This is a genomic window from Pseudomonas sp. NFACC39-1 (assembly GCF_900110355.1).
Classification (GTDB): domain Bacteria; phylum Pseudomonadota; class Gammaproteobacteria; order Pseudomonadales; family Pseudomonadaceae; genus Aquipseudomonas; species Aquipseudomonas tehranensis.
This window is the reverse complement of record NZ_FODL01000005.1, coordinates 459,551-479,548: the sequence shown is the minus strand read 5'-3', so window position 1 is coordinate 479,548 and position 19,998 is coordinate 459,551. Positions and strand designations below refer to the sequence as shown.

At 62.0% G+C, this 19,998-nt stretch carries 11 protein-coding genes; 9 read left to right on the top strand and 2 right to left on the bottom strand.

Annotated features, from left to right (window positions below):
* Positions 1-24: 24 nt before the first annotated feature.
* Positions 25-5,637, bottom strand: coding sequence for a putative Ig domain-containing protein (locus BMY45_RS14030; RefSeq protein WP_092398498.1), 5,613 nt, complete (start codon positions 5,635-5,637; stop codon positions 25-27).
* A gap of 399 nt (positions 5,638-6,036) precedes the next feature.
* On the opposite strand from BMY45_RS14030, the gene BMY45_RS14025 reads away from it, so the two are divergent.
* The 3 genes from BMY45_RS14025 (at position 6,037) to hemN (ending at position 9,341) form a co-directional block, all read left to right on the top strand.
* Complete coding sequence (locus tag BMY45_RS14025; protein WP_092398496.1) at positions 6,037-6,480, top strand: CopD family copper resistance protein; 444 nt, start codon at positions 6,037-6,039, stop codon at positions 6,478-6,480.
* A 96-nt stretch (positions 6,481-6,576) separates the two neighbouring features.
* Positions 6,577-7,956 carry an oxygen-independent coproporphyrinogen III oxidase gene (locus tag BMY45_RS14020; RefSeq protein WP_092398494.1) on the top strand — a complete coding sequence of 460 codons (1,380 nt, stop codon included), beginning with the start codon at positions 6,577-6,579 and terminating at the stop codon, positions 7,954-7,956.
* Complete coding sequence (hemN, locus tag BMY45_RS14015) at positions 7,953-9,341, top strand: oxygen-independent coproporphyrinogen III oxidase (RefSeq protein WP_092398492.1); 1,389 nt, start codon at positions 7,953-7,955, stop codon at positions 9,339-9,341. The genes BMY45_RS14020 and hemN overlap by 4 nt, the downstream gene beginning before the upstream one ends.
* Before the next feature lie 86 nt (positions 9,342-9,427).
* Here hemN and BMY45_RS14010 read toward each other — a convergent pair whose 3' ends face one another.
* On the bottom strand, positions 9,428-12,070 hold the full coding sequence (locus BMY45_RS14010) for an excinuclease ABC subunit UvrA (RefSeq protein WP_092398490.1): 2,643 nt from the start codon (positions 12,068-12,070) through the stop codon (positions 9,428-9,430).
* A gap of 117 nt (positions 12,071-12,187) precedes the next feature.
* On the opposite strand from BMY45_RS14010, the gene nosR reads away from it, so the two are divergent.
* The 6 genes from nosR to BMY45_RS13980 are packed head-to-tail and all read left to right on the top strand — an operon-like array spanning position 12,188 to position 19,974.
* Positions 12,188-14,356: a transcriptional regulator NosR gene (gene nosR, locus BMY45_RS14005; protein ID WP_092398488.1), complete on the top strand. Its 2,169-nt coding sequence runs from the start codon at positions 12,188-12,190 to the stop codon at positions 14,354-14,356.
* A 52-nt stretch (positions 14,357-14,408) separates the two neighbouring features.
* Positions 14,409-16,328 carry a TAT-dependent nitrous-oxide reductase gene (gene nosZ, locus BMY45_RS14000; RefSeq protein ID WP_092398486.1) on the top strand — a complete coding sequence of 640 codons (1,920 nt, stop codon included), beginning with the start codon at positions 14,409-14,411 and terminating at the stop codon, positions 16,326-16,328.
* Between the two features lie 26 nt (positions 16,329-16,354).
* Entirely contained in the window at positions 16,355-17,674 is a 1,320-nt protein-coding gene (locus BMY45_RS13995; protein ID WP_092398484.1) for a nitrous oxide reductase family maturation protein NosD, read from the top strand.
* Entirely contained in the window at positions 17,671-18,588 is a 918-nt protein-coding gene (locus BMY45_RS13990; RefSeq protein WP_092398482.1) for an ABC transporter ATP-binding protein, read from the top strand. Before BMY45_RS13995 ends, BMY45_RS13990 begins: the two co-directional genes overlap by 4 nt.
* Entirely contained in the window at positions 18,585-19,415 is an 831-nt protein-coding gene (locus BMY45_RS13985; protein ID WP_092398480.1) for an ABC transporter permease, read from the top strand. The genes BMY45_RS13990 and BMY45_RS13985 overlap by 4 nt, the downstream gene beginning before the upstream one ends.
* Before the next feature lie 31 nt (positions 19,416-19,446).
* On the top strand, positions 19,447-19,974 hold the full coding sequence (locus BMY45_RS13980; protein WP_092398478.1) for a nitrous oxide reductase accessory protein NosL: 528 nt from the start codon (positions 19,447-19,449) through the stop codon (positions 19,972-19,974).
* The last annotated feature ends 24 nt before the right edge of the window (positions 19,975-19,998 follow it).

Here is a 19,998-nt window from a genome sequence, read left to right as displayed (position 1 = left end):
GGTTGATAGATCTGCCTGCTCCCGTCAGGCCGTGAAGTCGCTGGCATGCAGCTCCTTGACCCCCACCAGTTCGAATTCGAACTCGGCACTGGCGTCGGCATCGACACTGCCGTAGAGGATGCCATCGGCAAAACGCAGTTGACCGGTGGCATCGGCGCCAAAGGCATTGCTGCCAATGAAGGTGAAGGCGTCGATGTCGGCGGTCAGCGGATTGGCGTCCAACCCGGTGAAGTCCAGTTGGTCGAACTCCGTGCTCTTGAAACCGCTGATGACATCGCGTAACGCCCCGACGCCCATGTCCGTCAGCGCCTCGAAGACGTAAGTGTCTGCGCCCGTGCCGCCGCTCAGGCTGTCGGTGCCCGCGCCGCCGATCAACCGGTCATCGCCTGAGCCACCCACCAGCGTATCGTTGCCCGCCCCACCGTTGAGCACGTTGGCGCCGCTGTTACCCGTCAGGTTGTCGGCGTAGGCACTGCCGGTCAGGTTCTCGACATACTTGAAGGTGTCGAGGCCCGAACCCACGGTGTTCTGTTGCGCGGAGGTGGACAGGGTGGCCGTGACACCGGCCATGGCCCGTTCAAACGACACCGTGTCATTGCCGTCGCGGCCGTCCAGCACGTTGTTGCCGGCCCCGGCAAACAGTATGTTGTCCAACGCATTCCCGGTGCCGTTGGCGGCGTCGGGGGTATCGATGTACAGGTTCTCGACGTTGTTGCTGAGGGTATAGGCCGTCAGGCTGCTGTGCACGCTGTCGATCCCGCCAGACACCGGGTTGCTGTTGGTTTCGATAACGGCATCGCCGGTGTTGTCGACATAATAGGTGTCGTTGCCATCGCCCCCGCTCATGCTGTCGGCGCCGGCGGCGCCATCGAGTACGTTATTGGCGGCATTGCCGGTGATGAAATTGCGCCGCTCATTGCCGGTGCCGTTGATGTCCGATACGCCGGTGAGCAACAGATTTTCCAGGTTATCGCCCAAAGTCCAACTGACCGAGGCCTGCACTGTGTCGATCTGTGCGGTTGAGGTATTGGTTTCCACCACCGTATCGAACGCGTTATCAACCACATAAATATCGTTGCCATCGCCACCGGTCAGGGTGTCGGCGCCCAAGTCGCCATCCAGCGTGTCATTGCCCGAGCTGCCCACCAGCGTGTCGTCCTGGTCGGTGCCGGAAATCATCCCGCCTTCGTTCTGAGCGTCGTCGAAAATGTCCTGCACGCTGTTGTTGTCATCGGGATTGCCCTGGAAACCCAAGTCGTCGGCGATGTAATCGGCCAGGCGCTGGCCGACGATTTCCGCCGATTCCTCGTGCAAGTGCCAGACGTCGTCGGGATACACCAGCGGATCGACTTCGTAGCGCAAGGGCAGATCGGTGTAGTCCACGGCCAGTTTCACGTCCGCGCGCTCGGCGGCGATGGCCTCCTGGGTGGCGCGGACATAACCGACACCTTCAACAATGTCAGCGATCTTTTCTTCCGAATAACCACGGGCACGCGCCGCGTCCTGTTGGTAGTGCCCGGTCTCCATCAGGTACACGTTGAAACTGCCGAACTGGGCGTGCAGGTAATCAAACACGGCCAGCGTGGCGGTCTTGTAGGCTGCCGCCGCAGCTTCCTTGTCGGAGGCACGGGCGATCTCCTGGGCCGCTTCCTCGCCTTGGCCCCAAACGATGCCCAGGGTGACGTTGTCGATGGCCCTGAGCTCGGCGAGCTGATCCTGCAGCAACGCCACGGCGCGCAACAGCGCAGGCCCCGGTTGGTTGGTGTCGGTCAGCCACCAGCACAACTTGAGCTCTTCGGCGCCCAGGGTCGACAGGCCATTGACTGTACTGCCACCCACCGCGATGTCGATGCCATTTCCGTCGGCATCCTCGAACTGACTGCGAACGTCATAGGTGGTGTACCTGCTCAGGTCATTGACCAGCATTGACGTACCGGACTGATCATCGTCCTCGGTCATGCGCAGCAGGCGTGCATTGGACTGGCCGAGGGTCGGCAGGTAGAGGATGTCCTGCTGGGCGCGCTCGCCGAACACGAAGTCATCGGCGGTCAGGGTGTTGAGGTAGTTACCGCTCAGGGCGATTTCGAAACGATTGCCGTCGGCGTCCGCTTCGCTGGATTTGACATAGGTCTTGTCGCCGGCCGAGTTGAGGGTCATGTACAGCGTGCCGTTGCTGCCATTGCCCAGACCGAGAAAGCCCAGGCCGGAGACATCGATCTTGTCGACGCCCACGGTGAAGTCATAGATCGTGTCCGTGGCCGTGACGCCGCCGGTGTCGTAGTCGCGGTAGCTGTCGAGCACGTTGGTGTAGCGGAAGGTGTCGGCTCCGTCGCCGCCGTACAACGAGTCGCGACCGGCGCCACCATCGACAATGTCCGCCCCAGTGCCGGCCCTGATCGTGTCGTTGCCGCCCAGGCCGAGGATCAAGTCCGCGCCTGCGGTGCCGGTGAGGGAGTCGGCGTTGTGGGTTCCGGTGATGGTATTGGCCGGCGCATCGGCCACTGCCAGGGCGAAGCTGTCGCTCACCGAGGCACCTGACGGATCGGTGGCCTTGACCAGTACGTTGTAATTGCCTGCCGCAGTGCTGGTCGGCGTGCCGGCGAAAGTCAGATTGCTGGCATTGAAAGTCAGCCAGGCGGGCAGGGCACTGCCGTCGGCCAGGGTGGCGGTGTAGGTCAGTACATCCTGGTTGGCATCACTGAAGCTGTCGGAGGTGACGGTGTAGCTGAACGGCGTACTTTCGGTGGCGTTCTGGTCGAGCAGGGGAATAACCACCACGGGCGCCACATTGCTGGGGGTGTTCTGGTCGGCGAAGACGAAATGACTGGCGGTCAGGCTGCTGACCAGGTTACCCGCCAGCGACACTTCGAAGCGGTTGCCGTTGGCATCGACCGTGAGGTCCTTGAGGTAGGTGCGGTTGGTCGAGCTGCTGTAGGTCACCAGCAGCGTGCCGCCCTGGCCATTGCCCAGTCCGGTGTAGCCTAGGGCCGATACATCGATCTTGTCGGCAGACACGTCGAAATCGAGGATCTGGTCACTGGCGCTGGTGGAACTGGTGCGGTAGCTGTCGAGCTTTGAGGTGTAGCGAAACACGTCGGCACCCGCACCGCCGGTGAGTTTGTCCACGCCGGTGCCGCCTACCAGAATGTCGTTGCCAGCCCCGCCATTGAGGGTGTCGTTACCGGCGCCGCCATACAGTTGTTCGTTGGCCGCGGTACCGGTCAGCGTGTCGTTGTTCGGCGTGCCATTGATCACAATGGGCGCGGCGGGCACGTCCTGCACCGCCAGGGTAAAGCTGTCGCTGACGGTGGCGTTGCTGCCGTCGGTCGCCGTGACCTGTATGGAATACGTGCCTGATGCTGTATCGCTTGGCGTGCCGCTGAAGGTACGCGTGGCGGCATCGAAGACCAGCCAGTTGGGCAGGGCGCTGCCGTCAGCCAGTTTGGCTGTGTAGCTGAGGCTGTCGTTGTCCGGGTCGGTAAAACTGGTGGCCGGTACCACGTAGCTGAACGGGGTGTTTTCGGTCGCGTTCTGGTCCAGCAGTGGCGTAGCCAGCACCGGTGCCTGATTGGTCGGCGACGCAGTGGCAAAGACAAAATTGGCGCTGGTCAGCGTGTTGAGGTAATTGCCCTCCAGCGCCACTTCGAAGCGGTTGCCATTGGCGTCAGCGGTCAGGGATTTGATGTAGGTCTTGGTCCCGGCGCTGTTGAGTACCACGTACACGGTGTCGTTCTTGCCGTCGCCAAGGCCGGTGAAGCCCATGGCCGACAGATCGATCTTGTCGGCGCTGACATCGAAATCGGTGATCACATCGCCGAGGTTGACGCCGCCGGTGTTGTAATTGCGGTAGCTGTCCAGGCGGTTGGAAAACACAAAGATATCGGCCCCGGTGCCACCGGTGAGGGTGTCCATGCCGGCGCCGCCGTCGAGCTTGTCGTCGCCCGCGCCGCCACTGAGGCTGTCGTTGCCCGCCAGGCCCAGCAGGGTGTCGGCCGAGTCACTGCCGATCAGCGAGTCACTGCCACTGGTGCCGGTGACCACCCGATTGAAGATGAAGTTGCTGGTCGTCAGGGTGCTGGTCAGGTTGCCCGACAGAATCAGCTCGAAGCGATTGCCGCTGGCGTCGGCATCGTAATCCTTGATGTAGGTGCGGTCGCTGCTGGCGCTGTAGCTGATCTGCAATGTACCGCCACGGCCATTGCCCAGGCCGGTGAAGCCCAGGTCCGCGAGGTCGATCTTGTCCTGGGTGACGTCGAAATCGGTGATGGTGTCGTCGAAGCTGGTGGTGGCGTTGCGGTAACTGTCGGACTGGCTGGCGAAGCGGAACGTGTCGGCGCCGGTGCCGCCAGTCAGTCTGTCGATGCCCGCGCCACCCACCAGGATGTCGTCACCCGCGCCACCGTTGATGGTGTCGTTGCCGGCCCCGCCATAGAAAATCTCATTGGCGCTGCTGCCCACCAGGGTGTCGTTGCCGGGCGTGCCTTGTACGGTGGTCACCGGTACCGTGGCGCTGACATAGCTGCCGTCGCCGTAGACCAGCGTGGCGCCCTTGCTGGTGTGACTGATGGTGTTGGCGATGATCGCATTGCGGTCGGTGCCGTCTTCATTGCGTTCGGCAACACCGTAGGTCGACAGGTCGCTGCCGCTGATGATGTTGCCCTGGATAAGGTTATCGCTGCCGTTGAAGTAGCGACCGGACACGCCCAGGGTGTCGTCGTAGGATTGGATGATGATTTCCGGTACCGGATTGCCCAGGGAGTTATTGTTGAGGGTGTTGTCGATGACTTCCACGTGGTTGCTGCCGTAGATGCGAATCCCGGCGCTGGCGTTGTCGTGGATGTCGACGCCGCTGACGGTGACGTCGCTGGAGAGCTTGATCAGCACGCCTTCGCCGCCGTTGCCATACACCTCGCCGCCGGTGATGGTGATGTTGCTGGGAGAGGGGATGTCCTCGCTGCCGCGCTGCACCACGATGCCGTTGCCGCCGTTGTTGTAGGCAACGTTATTGGTGAGGGTGAAGTCGTGGGTGCTGGTGACGACGTTGAAACCGTGGCGGTCGTTGTCGTAGGCGACGTTGTTCTCAAAGGTGCTGTCGCTGAGGAAGTCAGCAACGAAACCGTCCAGGCCGTTGCCGTGGGACACGCTGTTCTTGATGACCATGTTGACGGTCTGCTCGTGGGGGTCGAAGCCGTACCCGGAGCAATCCTTGATCTCGACGCTGTCGAGGGTGACGTTGGAGTCGTAGCCTTCTTCGCCGGGAATGTAGCCGTTGAACCAGCCGTCGATCTTGCCTGTGGTGTTGTCGCGGTTGCCGTCGATGGTGAGGTGGCTGACGCCGAAATCGTGGGTTTCTTCACCGTAGGCCGAGCGGATGATGCCGGTGATCTTGGTGTCGGAGCCGTCGGCCACCTTGACGGTGGTTTCGCCCATGCCGTCGCCGTACAAATAGACGTTGCTCTTGAGCATCAGGCAGCCGTCGGAGGGTTCCTCGCCGGCCGAAACGATGTAGGTCCCGGTCGGCATGTACACCTGCCCGCCGCCTGCGGCAGCCGCCGCATCAATGGCACTTTGTATCGCCGCCGTGTCGTCGGTGATGCCATCTCCTTTGGCGCCAAAATTTTGTACGTTGAAAATCATGAGCTTATCTCCGTATCGGGCTGGAACCACGGTAGAAGCCAATATTCCATCGGCGGCCACCGTGTTATGACCCGCAGGAGCGCGAAAGTTGTGACCGCATATCGGGCAAGTGTCAAAAAAAAGAACTAGCTGATCAGCGGTAGGAACGGTTTCAGGAAAAGGTAACGTTCTGTTGACGCTTTTGGGTCCGCGCAACCCTTGTGGGAGCGAGCCTGCTCGCGATAGCGGTTTGTCAGTCGATGGGATGCAAGCTGAACCGACGCTATCGCGAGCAGGCTCGCTCCCACAGGTGCGGTATCGGGTTTCGGGTTTCCTTGATTGGCATCAACCCCCAATCCGACGCCACGGGATAACCTCGAATAAACCATCGCCCGATGATCAAGGGCGACCGAGGCGTCCATGAGTTACCCGCTGTTTCTGACCTTGCACCTGTTTGCCGCGCTGGTTTTCATTGGCACGGTGTTCTTTGAGGTGTTGTTCCTGGAGAGCATCCGCAAACAGCTGCCCGCCAAAGTCATGGTGCTGCTGGAGCAGGGCATCAGCCGGCGCGCCCGGCAGTTGATGCCCTGGGTATTGCTGACGCTGTTCGGTGCCGGCGCTGCCATGGTCTGGTTGCGCTATTGGTCGGTGTTGTCGGCGCCGCTGGCGTCCTCGTTCGGCTTGCTGCTGGGGCTCAAGATTGTGTTGGCGGGCAGTGTGCTGGGGCATTTTCTGTGGGCCATGTGGCTGTTCAGAAGCGGGCGCATGAACGCCCGTTACGTGCGGATCATCCATACCAGTGTGTTTATCCATCTGGTGGCGATCGTACTGTTGGCCAAGGGTATGTTTTACCTGACCTGGTGAGCCGTTGCGGCCGGTATCCAAGGCGCTTGATACAGGTCAAGGCGCCCCACCAGGTTAAGTCCGACACTGTGCCTGCGCAGCCACTCGGAGATTGTCATGTTTGACCTGTTCCACACCCTCGGCGATAGCCCCCCGCAGCGTATCCCGGCGGTGGCTGATGTCGATTGCCCGGTCGGTACGCGCAAATTCCATACGGGCGTTGGCTCGCTGGATCTGCTCCGGGAGTTGCGCGACAGCCGCCATAAACGGCGGCCGCTGTCCCTGGCGGTGCATCTGCCTTCGCGTTTGCGTTTGTCATCGTGTTCGCCCCTGGCGAGCGTGTGTCGGTGTGGCGAGATCGAGGGCTACCTGCAACACCTGACCTATGAAATCGGCCTGGTCGGTTGTCACTTGGGCACAGGACGTCGGGTCGAGGCGTTTTGCCTGACCGGCGGCACGCCGGTGATCGCCCATTTGCAGCGGCTGATGGATGACCTGCGTAAGCGTTTCGAGTTCGGCGAATACGACAGCGCCGAACACAGCATCGAGGTCGACCTGCATCACACCGACTGGTCCACCATGGGGCTGATTCGCGACCAGGGGTTCACCCACGTCAGCATCGGTGTGCCGGACATTGGCCTGGACAGCGATTTATCCGTTGATTGCTATCAGAACCCCGCACCGATTCATTCGCTGATCGATGCCGCGAGAACCTTTGGCTTCCGTTCCATCAACATCGACCTCGGTTATGGTCATGCCTGGCAAACGCCCCATAGCTTCGCGCGCAAACTGGCCACGCTGATCGAGCTGGAGCCAGACCGACTGCACGTGTTCGACTACGCCCATGCGCCATATCGCTATCGTTCAAAAAAACACCAGCAGGCGGGAGCCTTCAGCAGCCAGGCCGATACAGACACCATGCGCCGGATCTGCTGTGAGCAACTGACCGGGGCGGGGTATCACTACATCGGGCTGGGGCAATTCGTCAGGGCAGACGATGACCTGGCCGTCGCCCAAGAGCACGGGCGCCTGCATCGCAATTGCCAGGGTTTCACCCGGCGCGGTTGCTGTGACCACTTGGGTTTCGGCCTGGCGGCCATCACTCAGATCGAACACTTGTACGTGCAGAACACCGATGACCTGCTTGAGTATTGCCAGCAACTGGACGCCGGGCAGTTGCCGGTGTCGCGCGGCTGGCGCTGTGAAGCGCAGGACCAGCTCAGGGCCGCAGTGACCGAGCAACTTGCCTGCGATCTGGAGCTGGATATCCCGGCCATGGAAGCGCGTTTCGGGCTGGTGTTGCGCGACTACTTCGCGTCCATCTGGCCGCAGCTGGAGGCGTTGCGCAGCCAGGGCTTGATCGAATTGACCAGCCGTTTTATCGGCATCTTGCCCGCCGGGCGCCTGAGTGTGGATGCGATCTGCAATCTGTTTGATCCAGCTCCCGACGACGCAGGCATTTTGACCGGCCCCTTTGACAGGTTGACCCCATCATGAATGCTGTATCCGCTTTCAATCGCGCCCTGGTCGAGAAGTACGACTGTCCGGGGCCGCGCTACACCTCCTATCCGACCGCCCCGCAGTTTCATCAGGCCTTTGCCATGGATGAGTACCGCCAGGCCGCCGAGCTGAGCAACCAGGCGCCGGTGCCCAAGCCGTTGTCGGTCTACATCCATATTCCGTTCTGCCAGAGCCTTTGCTACTACTGCGCGTGCAGCAAGATTATTACCCGCAAGACTCATCGCGCCGCTGAATACCTGACTTACCTCAAGCGCGAAATTGGCTTGCAGGCGGCACTGTTTGATCGTTCGCGCAAACTGACGCAACTGCACCTGGGCGGTGGCACGCCGACCTATCTGATCCATGAGCAACTGGCCGAGCTGATGGAGTGTCTGCATCAGTCGTTCGACATGGACGACAGTGACGCCCATGAGTTTTCCATCGAGGTCGATCCGCGGACCATCGGCGCGCAACAGATCCAGGGGCTGCGCCAACTGGGGTTCAATCGCCTGAGCTTCGGCGTCCAGGATTTCGATGCCCAGGTGCAGGCCGCGGTCAATCGGGTGCAGAGCGAGGCCCAGGTGGTCGAGTTGGTGGAGGCTGCCCGTTTGGCGCGTTTCAAGTCGGTCAGCGTCGATTTGATTTACGGTCTGCCGCTGCAAACCATCGCCAGTTTCGATGTGACCCTGAGCAAGATCATCGCCCTGCGTCCCGACCGGATCGCCGCCTACAGCTATGCGCATCTGCCGCAACGGGTGCGGGCGCAACGGATGATCCGACCCGAAGACATGCCACCGCCGGAGCGCAAGCTGGAGTTGCTGGAGTTGACCATCAATCGTCTGACCGAAGCCGGTTATGTCTACATCGGCATGGACCATTTCGCCTTGCCGGACGACGAGTTGGTGCGCGCTCGGGCACAGGGCTCGCTGCAACGTAACTTCCAGGGCTATTCCACCCATGCCGATTGCGATTTGATCGGCCTGGGCGTGTCTTCGATCGGTAAGGTCGGTGACAGCTATGGTCAGAACGTCAAGGAGCTTTCCCAGTACTACGCTCGCCTGGATCAAGGCCTGCTGCCGGTGCAGCGGGGCTATCGCCTGAGCGACGATGATCGGTTGCGCCGCGAGGTCATCAGCGAGTTGATGTGCCATGGGCGGATCGATTTCAACCGGATTCAGATCAGTCACGGTGTGGGTTTCAACGAGTACTTTGCCGATGCCCTGGTCCGGCTTGAGGAACTGGTGCGCGACGGCCTGCTGGAGATCCACCCCGACTCGCTGGTGCTGCTGCCCCAGGGCCAATTGATGATGCGCAACGTGGCCATGGCGTTCGATGCGTATCTGGAGACAGGTCAGGCGGTTCAGTATTCGCGTACGGTTTGACGTTATGACGAGCGCTGGCTGTTCCCGCCGGGCTGCGCGGGTGCGCAGCCAGCGGGGATAAATCCCCTCGCCACAGTGATTGCACTTCAACCGCCGGGCTGCAGCACCCTGCGCAGAAACACCGCCGTTCGGCTCTCTCGACACTCCGCCACCTGCGCCGGAGGCCCGCATACCACGACTTTTCCGCCCTGGTTCCCAGCGCCCGGGCCGATGTCGATGACCCAATCACTCTGCGCCACCACGCGCATGTCATGTTCCACCACCACCACGCTGTGGCCTTCATCCACCAGGCGATTCAATTGCACCAGCAAGCGATCCACGTCCTGGGGATGCAAGCCGTTGGTTGGCTCATCCAGCACGTACAAAGTGGCGCCCCGGGCTTTGCGCTGCAGCTCGGTCGCCAGTTTGATGCGCTGGGCCTCGCCGCCGGACAGTTCCGTGGCCGGTTGGCCCAGGCGCAGATAACCCAGTCCGATGTCCTGCAGCACTTGCAGTGAGCGCTTCGCCGACGCCTGCTCGGCAAACACCTCAAGTGCCTGATTCACGGTCAGTTGCAACACCTGAGCGATGTTCAGCCCCTGCCAGTTCACTTCAAGGGTCTGGGGGTTGTAGCGATCCCCGTGGCACGTGGGGCAGGGCGCATACACGCTGGGCATGAACAGCAGCTCGACGCTGACGAAACCCTCGCCCTCGCAGGTTTCGCAACGGCCTTTGGCGACGTTGAAGGAGAACTGTCCGGCATCGAAACCCAGTTCCCGCGCCTGGGGCGTGGCGGCGAACAATTTACGTACGTGATCGAACAGCCCGGTGTAAGTGGCGAGGTTGGAGCGCGGGGTGCGGCCGATGGGTTTCTGGTCCACCTGGACCAGCCGCTTGACCGCCTCGAGCCCGGCGGTGACATGGCCACCGCTGGTTTGCAGCGGTTCATCTTCCAGGCTGTGTTCGTCGGCTTCGGCGTTGTGGCTGGCCTGGCCCAGATGGCCGCCCACCAGGTCCAGCAGGGCCTGGCTGACGAGGCTGGATTTCCCCGAACCGGAAATGCCGGTCACGGCGCTGAAGCAACCCAGCGGAAAGGCGGCGCTGAGGTTGTCGAGATTGTTGCGGGTGATGCCTTCCAGGCGCAACCAGTGCTTGGGTGTTCGAGGCATACGCCCAGCAGCGGTGTCTTGGGCAAACAGGTAGGCGCGAGTGCGTGACTCAGGCACCTGACTGAGGCCCGCCGGCGGGCCGCTGTAGAGGATCTTTCCGCCTTGTTCGCCCGCATCGGGACCCACGTCAATGAGCCAATCGGCGCGGCGCATGGTGTCCAGGTCGTGTTCGACCACAAATACGGAGTTACCCGAAGCCTTGAGGCGTTGCAGGGCCTGGAACAGCGCTTCGCTGTCGGCCGGGTGCAGGCCGGCGGAGGGTTCGTCCAGCACATAGATCACCCCGAACAACTGGGAGTTGAGCTGGGTTGCCAGGCGCAGGCGTTGCAGCTCGCCGGACGACAGCGTCGGCGTGCTGCGCTCCAGGGCCAGGTAGCCGAGGCCCAGGTCGATCAGGGTGACGATGCGCTCCAGCAATTCAGTGGCGATGCGTTGCGCGGCCAGGCGTTTTTCCAGGGAAAGATTGTGGGTGTGGCGCGCATCAGGCCCGCCGGCGTGGGGATTTTCGCCCCGGGCCGCGCGTTGCTCGCGGGCCTCGCGGGTTTGCTGGTGGGTCAGGGTTGTTCCCGGTTCCTCGGCTTGCGCCAGATAATCGGGGGCGGCAACGCCCTTGAGCACCTCGGCCAGTTCCAGCAACGGCAGGTGGGACAGTTCGGCGATATCCAGACCGGCAAAAGTCACCGTCAGTGCCTGGCGCTTGAGGCGTTTACCCTCGCACACCGGGCAAGGGCTGGCGCGCATGTATTGCGCCACGCGTTTGCGCATCTGAGCGCTTTGGGAGTGCATGAACGTGTGCAACAGGTAGCGTCGGGCACCGCTGAACGTGCCCTGATAGCTGGGCTCGAGTTTGCGCTTGAGGGCGGCGCGGGTCTGGGCTGGGGTGAGCCCGGCGTACACCGGGACGGTGGGGGTTTCTTCAGTGAAGAGAATCCAGTCACGCTGCTTTTTCGGCAGGTCGCGCCAAGGAACGTCGACGTCATAACCCAGGGTTACCAGAATGTCCCGCAGGTTCTGGCCTTGCCAGGCCACGGGCCAGGCCGCTACGGCGCGCTCGCGGATGGTCAGCGAAGGGTCCGGCACCATGGACGCTTCGGTCACTTCATAGACCCGACCCAGGCCATGGCATTGCTGGCAGGCGCCCTGTGGGGTGTTGGGCGAGAAATCCTCGGCGTAGAGCATGGGTTGGTCGGCCGGGTAGCTACCGGCCCGGGAGTAGAGCATGCGGATCAGACTCGACAAAGTTGTGACGCTGCCCACCGAGGATCGTGCGCTGGGCGTGCCGCGTTGTTGCTGCAAGGCCACCGCCGGCGGCAGGCCTTCGATGCTGTCCACGTCCGGCACGCCCACCTGATCGATCAGGCGCCGGGCATACGGCGCGACTGACTCGAAGTACCGGCGCTGGGCTTCGGCATACAGCGTGGAAAAGGCCAGCGATGACTTGCCCGACCCCGACACGCCGGTGAATACCACCAGGGCATCGCGGGGGATGTCGACGTCGACATTCTTGAGGTTGTGTTCGCGGGCGCCCCGCACCCGGACGAAGCCGGTGTTTTCAGACGGTGGAGCGAAGCGTTGGGGCATGGAGCGTTCCTTTGGTGTGGCGGGGCAAATTCTTGCAAGTTGATTTCAATCAAGGGCGGGGCAGGGGAGCGGCCCCTACCATCAGCGCCAAGATCCTGTCTTCAAGACCTGGCGTCCATGACCCGTCCTTTTGCATCGTTGCACCCGTCCCGATTCTGGCTTTATGGCCTGTGCGTTCTACTGCTTTTGCTCGCGGGCCTCGCCCAGGCCAAAGACTACGGTGATATCCAGCAACAGCGCATCCACCATGTTCTGAGTCAGACCGACTCAATCTCCGAGTCCGAAGGTCCTTACAAAGTTCGCAAACTGTCCGCTGCCGGCAAGGTCGTGGGCTATGTGTTCCAGAGCTTGGATGTGGTGGACATTCCCGCTTACTCGGGCAAACCCATCAACGTCCAGGTGATCCTTGATCCGGCCGGTGTGATCCTCGACGCTTTTGTGCTTGAGCACCACGAACCGATTCTACTGATCGGGATTGCCGAAGAAAAACTCCACGCGTTCAGTGCCCGCTACAGCGGCATCAAGGTCAATCAACGGGTGGTGGTGGGGCATTCCAGCGACCCGAACGCGGTGACGGTGGATGCAATTGCCGGCGCCACTGTGACGGCGATGGTGGTCAATGAAGTCATCATGCGCGCCGCTCACGATGTCGCGGTTTCCCTGGAGCTGGTCAAGGGGGACGCGGGGTTGGCAGTGGCGCCGGCACGCGTGCGCGATGACCTCTACGAGCCCGCCGACTGGAAAACCTTGACCGGCAACGGCGCGGTGCGTCGCCTGCACCTGACGCGCGGCCAGGCCGATGCTTCCTTCAAGGGGACCGAGGCCGAGGGCGTCGAAGCCGCCAGCGCCGAACAAGCGGACGACACGTTCATTGACCTGTACGTCACTCACCTGAACCCGCCCACCATCGGCCGCAACCTACTGGGCGAGGCGCAATACCGCAGGTTGATGGCCGAGCTCAAACCCGGCGAGCAGGCCATCGCGGTGATGGGCAGCGGGCGTTACTCCTTCAAGGGTTCGGGGTATGTGCGCGGCGGTATTTTCGATCGCGTGCAGGTGCGCCAGTTCGGCGACGCCATCAGCTTTCGCGACCTGGACTTCCAGCGCCTGGACGACGTGGCGGCCGCGGACATGCCTGAGTTCGACGAAATGGCGGTGTTCATCGTCCGTGCCTCCCACCGTTTCGATCCGGGCTCGCCCTGGAGCCTGGAACTGCTGGTGCGTCGCCAGACCGGTCCTGTCAGCGGCATCTTCAGCAGTTTCGAGCTCGGTTATCAATTGCCCGAGCCGTATCTGGAACGGCCATTGCCGACCGCTGAACAACTGGCGGCGGCTGAAGAAGCCAGCCGGCCGATGTGGTTGACCCTCTGGTACCAGAAAAGCGTCGAGATCACGGTACTTGGGGTGGCCCTGTTGGTGCTCACGGCGATCCTGTTCCTGCAAGATGCGCTGGCCCGGCGCCCGAAGCTGTTGCACGGGGTCCGCCGTGGCTACCTGATGTTCACCGTGGTGTTCCTCGGTGGGTATGCCTTGGCACAGTTATCGGTGGTCAATGTACTGACCTTTGTGCATGCGCTGTTCGAAGATTTCCGCTGGGAACTGTTCCTCACCGATCCGCTGATTTTCATCCTCTGGGTGTTCACCGCCGCCAGCATCCTGCTGTGGGGGCGCGGGGTGTTCTGCGGGTGGTTGTGTCCGTTCGGCGCGTTGCAGGAGTTGCTCAACGAGCTGGCGCGCAAGTTGAAAGTGCCGCAGTACGAGTTGCCATTCGCCGTTCACGAGCGACTCTGGGCTATCAAATACATCATTTTGCTGGTGCTGTTCGGCGTCTCGCTGGAGTCAATGTCCAGCGCCGAGCGGTTGGCCGAAGTGGAACCCTTCAAGACCGCCATCACCCTCAGGTTCGACCGTCAGTGGTGGTTCGTCGCCTACGCAGCGGGCCTGCTGGTGATCAACCTGTTCACCCGCAAAGTCTATTGCCGCTACATCTGCCCGCTGGGGGCCGCCCTGGCGATGCCGACCCGGCTGCGGCTGTTCGATTGGCTCAAGCGCCGCAAGGAATGCGGCAACCCCTGCCAGCTGTGCGCCAAGGAATGCGAGATCCAGGCGATTCACCCCGATGGCCGGATCAACGCCAACGAATGTCATTACTGCCTCGATTGCCAGATGACCTGGCACAACGAAAACAAATGCCCGCCGCTAATCAATAAACGCAAAAAGCGCGGCAAGGCGGCCGTGACCGATCCTCAGTTGATTGCCGTGGTGCAGGTGAACCCGGCGCCTTGAGGTTGCCAATGGCCTGTCCCTTGACCCTTTCATTTTTCATGGAGCACACAGCATGAGCGATAAAAAAACCGAAACCAGCGGCACGGACGAAGCGCCCAAGGGCGTCAGTCGTCGGGGTTTCCTGGGCACCAGCGCGGTGACTGGCGCGGTGCTGGCCGGCGCCACGGCGTTGGGTGGCGCGGTCTTTACTCGAGAGTCCTGGGCCGCAGCAGCCAAGGAGGCCAAGTCCAAAGTACACGTCGGCCCCGGCGAGCTGGACGACTATTACGGTTTCTGGAGTGGTGGCCATCAGGGCGAAGTGAGGGTGTTGGGCGTGCCGTCCATGCGCGAGCTGATGCGTATTCCGGTGTTCAACGTCGACTCGGCCACCGGTTGGGGCCTGACCAACGAAAGCAAGCGCATCCTGGGTGACAGCGCCAAGTACCAGAACGGCGACTGCCATCACCCGCACATCTCCATGACTGACGGCAAATACGACGGCAAATACCTGTTCATCAACGACAAGGCCAATTCCCGGGTCGCGCGCATTCGCCTGGACATCATGAAGTGCGACAAGATTCTCACCGTGCCCAACGTGCAAGCCATCCATGGCCTGCGCCTGCAAAAGGTGCCGTACACCAAGTACGTGTTCGCCAACGCCGAATTTGTGATCCCGCACCCCAATGACGGTCGCACTTTCGACCTGCAAGACAAGAACAGCTACACGATGTTCAACGCCATCGATGCCGAGAAGATGGAGATGGCCTTCCAGGTGATCGTCGATGGCAACCTGGACAACTCCGACGCCGACTACACCGGCAAATACGCCGCCAGCACCTGCTACAACTCCGAGAAGGCCTACGACCTGGGCGGTATGATGCGCAACGAGCGCGACTGGGTGGTGGTGTTCAACATCCCGCGCATCGAAGCGGCGATCAAGGCCGGCAAGTTCATCACCCTGGACGGCTCCAAGGTGCCGGTGGTCGATGGCCGTAAAACCGATGGCAAGGACAGCGCGTTCACCCGCTACATTCCGGTGCCGAAGAACCCCCACGGGCTCAATACCTCCTCCGACGGCAAATACTTCATCGCCAACGGCAAGCTGTCGCCTACCGTCTCGATGATCGCCATCGACCGGCTGGATGACCTGTTCGACGACCGCTACAAAGACCCTCGCGAGGTGATCGTCGCAGAGCCGGAGTTGGGCCTGGGGCCGCTGCATACCACCTTCGACGGGCGCGGCAATGCTTACACCACCTTGTTCATCGACAGTCAGGTGGTCAAGTGGAACATGGACGAGGCCATCCGCGCCTACAAGGGCGAGAAGGTCAACTACATCAAGCAGAAGCTCGACGTGCAGTACCAACCCGGCCACAACCACGCGTCCCTGACCGAAACCAGTGAGGCAGACGGCAAATGGCTGGTGGTCCTGTGCAAATTCTCCAAGGACCGCTTCTTGCCCACCGGTCCGCTGCACCCGGAGAACGATCAACTGATCGACATTTCCGGCGACGAGATGAAGCTGGTACACGACGGCCCGGCTTTCGCCGAACCCCACGACTGCATTCTCGCCCGGCGTGACCAGATCAAGACCCAGAAAATCTGGAGCCGCACCGATCCGTACTTTGCCGAAACCGTGGCTTTGGCCAAGAAGGACGGCATCAACCTGGAGACCGACAACAAGGTCATCCGCGACGGTAACACGGTGCGGGTGTACATGACCTCGATGGCGCCGGCCTATGGCCTGACAGAGTTCACTGTCAAGCAAGGCAACGAGGTGACGGTGACGATCACTAACATTGACCAGATCGAAGACGTCTCCCACGGCTTTGTCATGACCAACCACGGCGTGAGCATGGAGATCAGCCCGCAACAGACCTCGTCCATCACCTTCATCGCCGACAAGGCCGGTTTGCATTGGTACTACTGCAGCTGGTTCTGCCACGCCCTGCACATGGAAATGGTCGGACGCATGCTGGTTGAGAAGGCCTGAGCAGGTTCATCGAGGAGGCAGGTTCAATGACCGGCAACCAGCAACAGCCCGCGGGCTACGCTCGCGCACCGGTCATTGCCCTGGTGCTCCTGCTCCTGGCGGGCGGTGCGCTTGCAGCGCCGCAGCCGATCACCGACCTGCCGTTGCAGGCCGACGGTGAACGGCAATGGCGCCTGCCCTCGGGGCAGTACCGGGGGTCGTTCAGCATTGACCAGCCGATGACCCTGACGTGCGCGCCGGATGCGGTATTCCAGGGGCTGGGCCAGGGCAATGCCTTGATCATTCGCGCGCCCAACGTGCAGATCCAGGGTTGCACCTTCCTGGACTGGGGGCATGACCTCACGGCCATGAATGCTGCGGTGTTCATCCAGCCTGGCGCCCAGGGGGCCGTGGTGCGTGCCAACCGCATGCAGGGCCCGGGTTTCGGTATCTGGGTCGATGGCACGCGGGATGTCAGCCTGATCGATAACCGCATCCAAGGCGATCCCGGGCTGCGCTCCCAGGACCGGGGTAACGGCATCCACTTGTACGCGGTACACGGTGCCCGGGTGATCGGCAACCAGGTCCGCGAGACTCGCGACGGCATCTACATCGATACCTCCAACGGCAACCTGATCGAAGGCAACCTCCTGGAGGATCTGCGCTATGGCGTGCATTACATGTTCGCCAACGATAACAGCCTGTTGGGCAATATCACCCGGCGCACCCGCACCGGTTATGCCTTGATGCAAAGCCGCCAACTGACGGTCATCGGCAACCGCTCCGAACAGGATCAGAACTACGGGATCCTGATGAACTACATCACCTATTCCACTCTGCGCGACAACGTGGTTACCGATGTTCGCGACGGGTCCACCGGCGACACCATGATCAGCGGTGCCGAGGGCAAGGCCCTGTTCATTTACAACTCATTGTTCAACCGCATCGAAGGCAATCATTTCGAGCGCAGCGCGGTGGGCATCCACCTGACCGCCGGCTCGGAGGACAACCGCATCACCGGCAACGTTTTCGCCGGCAACCAGCGCCAGGTCAAATACGTGGCCACGCGGCTGCAGGAATGGTCGGTGGACGGGCGCGGCAATTACTGGAGTGACTACCTGGGCTGGGATCGCAACGGCGACGGGCTCGGGGACGTGGCCTATGAGCCCAACGACAACGTCGATCGCCTGCTGTGGCTGTACCCCCAGGTACGGCTGTTGATGAACAGTCCGGGTATCGAGCTGCTGCGCTGGGTGCAGCGGGCGTTCCCGGTGATGAAATCCCCTGGGGTGATGGACAGCCATCCATTGATGGAGGCGCCGCGCCAACCCCCGCCACGCAACAGTGCTCAGGAGGACGCGTCTTGAACGTCGTCGAGATTGAAGGCGTCAGTCAGCGCTATGGCGATGTCGCCGTGTTGCGCGGGCTGAACCTGGACCTGGCCCAGGGCGAAGTGCTCGGCCTGTTCGGGCATAACGGTGCGGGCAAGACCACCACCATGAAGCTGATACTCGGCCTGCTCCGGGCCAGTGAGGGTCAGGTGCGCGTATTTGGCCGGGCGCCGAGTGATCCGGGGGTGCGGCGAATGCTCGGTTACCTGCCGGAGAACGTGATGTTTTACCCGCAGTTGAGCGGGCTGGAAACCTTGCGCCATTTCGCCCGGCTCAAGGGCGCGGCTCCAGAACAGGTCGAGCGCTTGCTGGAGGAGGTCGGGCTGGCGGAAGCGGCCAGCCGGCGGGTGCGCACGTACTCCAAGGGCATGCGCCAACGCCTGGGGCTGGCCCAGGCCTTGCTCGGCCAGCCGCGGCTGCTGTTGCTGGACGAACCCACTGTTGGCCTGGACCCCATCGCCACCCAGGACCTCTATCAACTGCTCGATCGCCTGCGCTGGCAGGGCACCAGCATCATTCTTTGTTCCCATGTCTTGCCGGGCGTGGAAGCGCACATCAATCGCGCCGCGATTCTCACCCAAGGGCGTTTGTTGGCCCTGGGCAGCCTGGCGCGCTTGCGCGAAGACGCGGGGCTGCCGACGCTGATCCGCGCCTCGGGCCTGTCACGGGCCGACTGGCTTCGCCAGCATTGGCGCAGCGAAGGGCACGCCACTCAAGGTTGGGGCGCGCAAGGGCTGCAAGTGTCCGCACCCGATGGCAGCAAACTTAAATTGCTGCGCCAGCTACTGGCCCAGGATGACCCGGCGGATGTCGAGATCAAACCGCCGTCCCTGGAAGACTTGTACCGCCATTACATGGTTCGCGCGGCGCTTGAGGAGACTGGCTCATGAACCCGATCTGGAACATGGCCCGCAAGGAGTTCAGTGACGGCTTGCGCAACCGCTGGTTGTTGGCGATCAGCCTGTTGTTCGCGGTGCTGGCCATCGGCATCGCCTGGCTTGGCGCGGCAGCGTCCGGCCAGTTGGGTTTTACCTCGGTGCCGGCGACGGTGGCGAGCCTGGCCAGCCTGGCAACGTTCCTGATGCCATTGATCGCGTTGCTGCTGGCCTATGACGCGATTGTCGGCGAGGACGAGAGCGGCACCTTGCTGCTGTTGCTGACGTATCCGTTGGGGCGTGGCCAGTTGCTGCTGGGCAAGTTTGTCGGTCATGGGCTGATCCTGGCCCTGGCGACCCTGATTGGCTTCGGCTGCGCGATGGTCGCCATCGCCCTGCTGGTGGACGATATCGAGCTGAGTCTGCTGCTCTGGGCGTTTGGCCGCTTCATCGTGTCCAGCACGCTGCTGGGGTGGGTTTTCCTCGGGCTGGCTTATGTGCTGAGCAGTCTGTCGGCGGAAAAATCCACCGCCGCCGGCCTTGCGCTGGGGGTGTGGTTTTTCTTTGTGCTGGTGTTTGACCTGGCGTTGCTGGCGCTGCTGGTGCTGAGCGAAGGCCGCTTCAGCCCGGATCTGCTGCCCTGGCTGTTGCTGTTCAATCCCACCGATGTGTATCGGTTGATCAACCTGTCGGGGTTCGACCCCGGTTCCAGCGGCGCGGCGGTGCTGACTCTGGGCAGCGACCTGCCGGTGCCCGGACCTTGGCTCTGGTTGTGCCTGTGGTTGTGGATGGCTGTGCCGTTGTGGCTGGCCTATCGGTTATTCAACCGCCGCTGCCCGTGATTTCTTACGTTGATAGAGGGAGCCTGTAACGATGAACAGGGTGTATGTGAAGACTGGCCGATGGCTGGCCGGGGTGTTGGTGTGCTTGGCGCTGGTGGCATGCGGCAAGACTGAGTTGCCACCGGCCTCTAAGGCGACGCTGGCGTTCCATCCGAGTGATGAATGCCACGTGTGCGGCATGGTGATCACGGATTTTCCCGGCCCCAAGGGCGCCGCAGCTACCGCCAGCGGCGTGAAGAAGTTCTGCTCGCCGGCAGAAATGCTCGGTTGGTGGCTGCAGCCGGAGAACCATCGGGCTGACGTCCAGTTGTACGTCCACGACATGGGCCGCAGTCACTGGAATACCCCGGATGATGAACATTTGATCGACGCGCGGAGTGCGTACTTCGTGCTCGGCTCGGGACTCAAAGGCGCCATGGGTGTGGTCCTGGCTTCCTTCTCCGACGCCCAGGCGGCAGAAAAACTCGCCCGCGATACCGGCGGCCGAGTGCTGCGTCTGGAAGACATTGATCAGAAGCTGCTAGGACAGGCAACCGCCATGTCGCCGATGAGTCATTGAACCAGCAGCCTGCTCCCGCTGAGG

Excerpts from the sequence above, each read along its gene's own strand:
- BMY45_RS13980 (WP_092398478.1), top strand. The coding sequence starts at position 19,447 with ATGAACAGGGTGTATGTGAAGACTGGCCGATGGCTGGCCGGGGTGTTG.
- nosZ (WP_092398486.1), top strand. The coding sequence starts at position 14,409 with ATGAGCGATAAAAAAACCGAAACCAGCGGCACGGACGAAGCGCCCAAG.
- hemN (WP_092398492.1), top strand. The coding sequence starts at position 7,953 with ATGAATGCTGTATCCGCTTTCAATCGCGCCCTGGTCGAGAAGTACGAC.
- BMY45_RS14010 (WP_092398490.1), bottom strand. The coding sequence starts at position 12,070 with ATGCCCCAACGCTTCGCTCCACCGTCTGAAAACACCGGCTTCGTCCGG.
- nosR (WP_092398488.1), top strand. The coding sequence starts at position 12,188 with ATGACCCGTCCTTTTGCATCGTTGCACCCGTCCCGATTCTGGCTTTAT.
- BMY45_RS13995 (WP_092398484.1), top strand. The coding sequence starts at position 16,355 with ATGACCGGCAACCAGCAACAGCCCGCGGGCTACGCTCGCGCACCGGTC.
- BMY45_RS14020 (WP_092398494.1), top strand. The coding sequence starts at position 6,577 with ATGTTTGACCTGTTCCACACCCTCGGCGATAGCCCCCCGCAGCGTATC.
- BMY45_RS14030 (WP_092398498.1), bottom strand. The coding sequence starts at position 5,637 with ATGATTTTCAACGTACAAAATTTTGGCGCCAAAGGAGATGGCATCACC.
- BMY45_RS14025 (WP_092398496.1), top strand. The coding sequence starts at position 6,037 with ATGAGTTACCCGCTGTTTCTGACCTTGCACCTGTTTGCCGCGCTGGTT.
- BMY45_RS13985 (WP_092398480.1), top strand. The coding sequence starts at position 18,585 with ATGAACCCGATCTGGAACATGGCCCGCAAGGAGTTCAGTGACGGCTTG.